Origin of the sequence: Burkholderia sp. SIMBA_051, from assembly GCF_046534915.1 — a bacterium.
Lineage (GTDB): Bacteria > Pseudomonadota > Gammaproteobacteria > Burkholderiales > Burkholderiaceae > Burkholderia > Burkholderia ambifaria.
This window is the reverse complement of the sequence record NZ_JAWRXS010000792.1, coordinates 1-241: the sequence shown is the minus strand read 5'-3', so window position 1 is coordinate 241 and position 241 is coordinate 1. Positions and strand designations below refer to the sequence as shown.

Here is a 241-nt window from a genome sequence, read left to right as displayed (position 1 = left end):
CGCCTATGCGCGGCTGGTCGACTACAACCTCGGCCGTGAACTGCTGATGCAGACGCCCGAAGGTACGCCACTGCAACCGGCCGAGCGTGTCGCGTCCGCGCAGGCTGACGCACGCCGCATGGTCGAAGCCGGCGAACACGAGCTGGCCGGCGAAGCGGCGCTGCACTGGCTGTCACGCTTCGGCTTGCATGGCGAGCCGGACGAGCCGTCGGCCGGCGCGAAGGTCGTCGACGTGACGATC

At 69.7% G+C, this 241-nt stretch carries 1 pseudogene; it reads left to right on the top strand.

Going from position 1 to position 241, the window contains the following annotated elements:
• Positions 1-241: pseudogene (locus SB771_RS36625) on the top strand (GNAT family N-acetyltransferase); the annotation flags it as partial.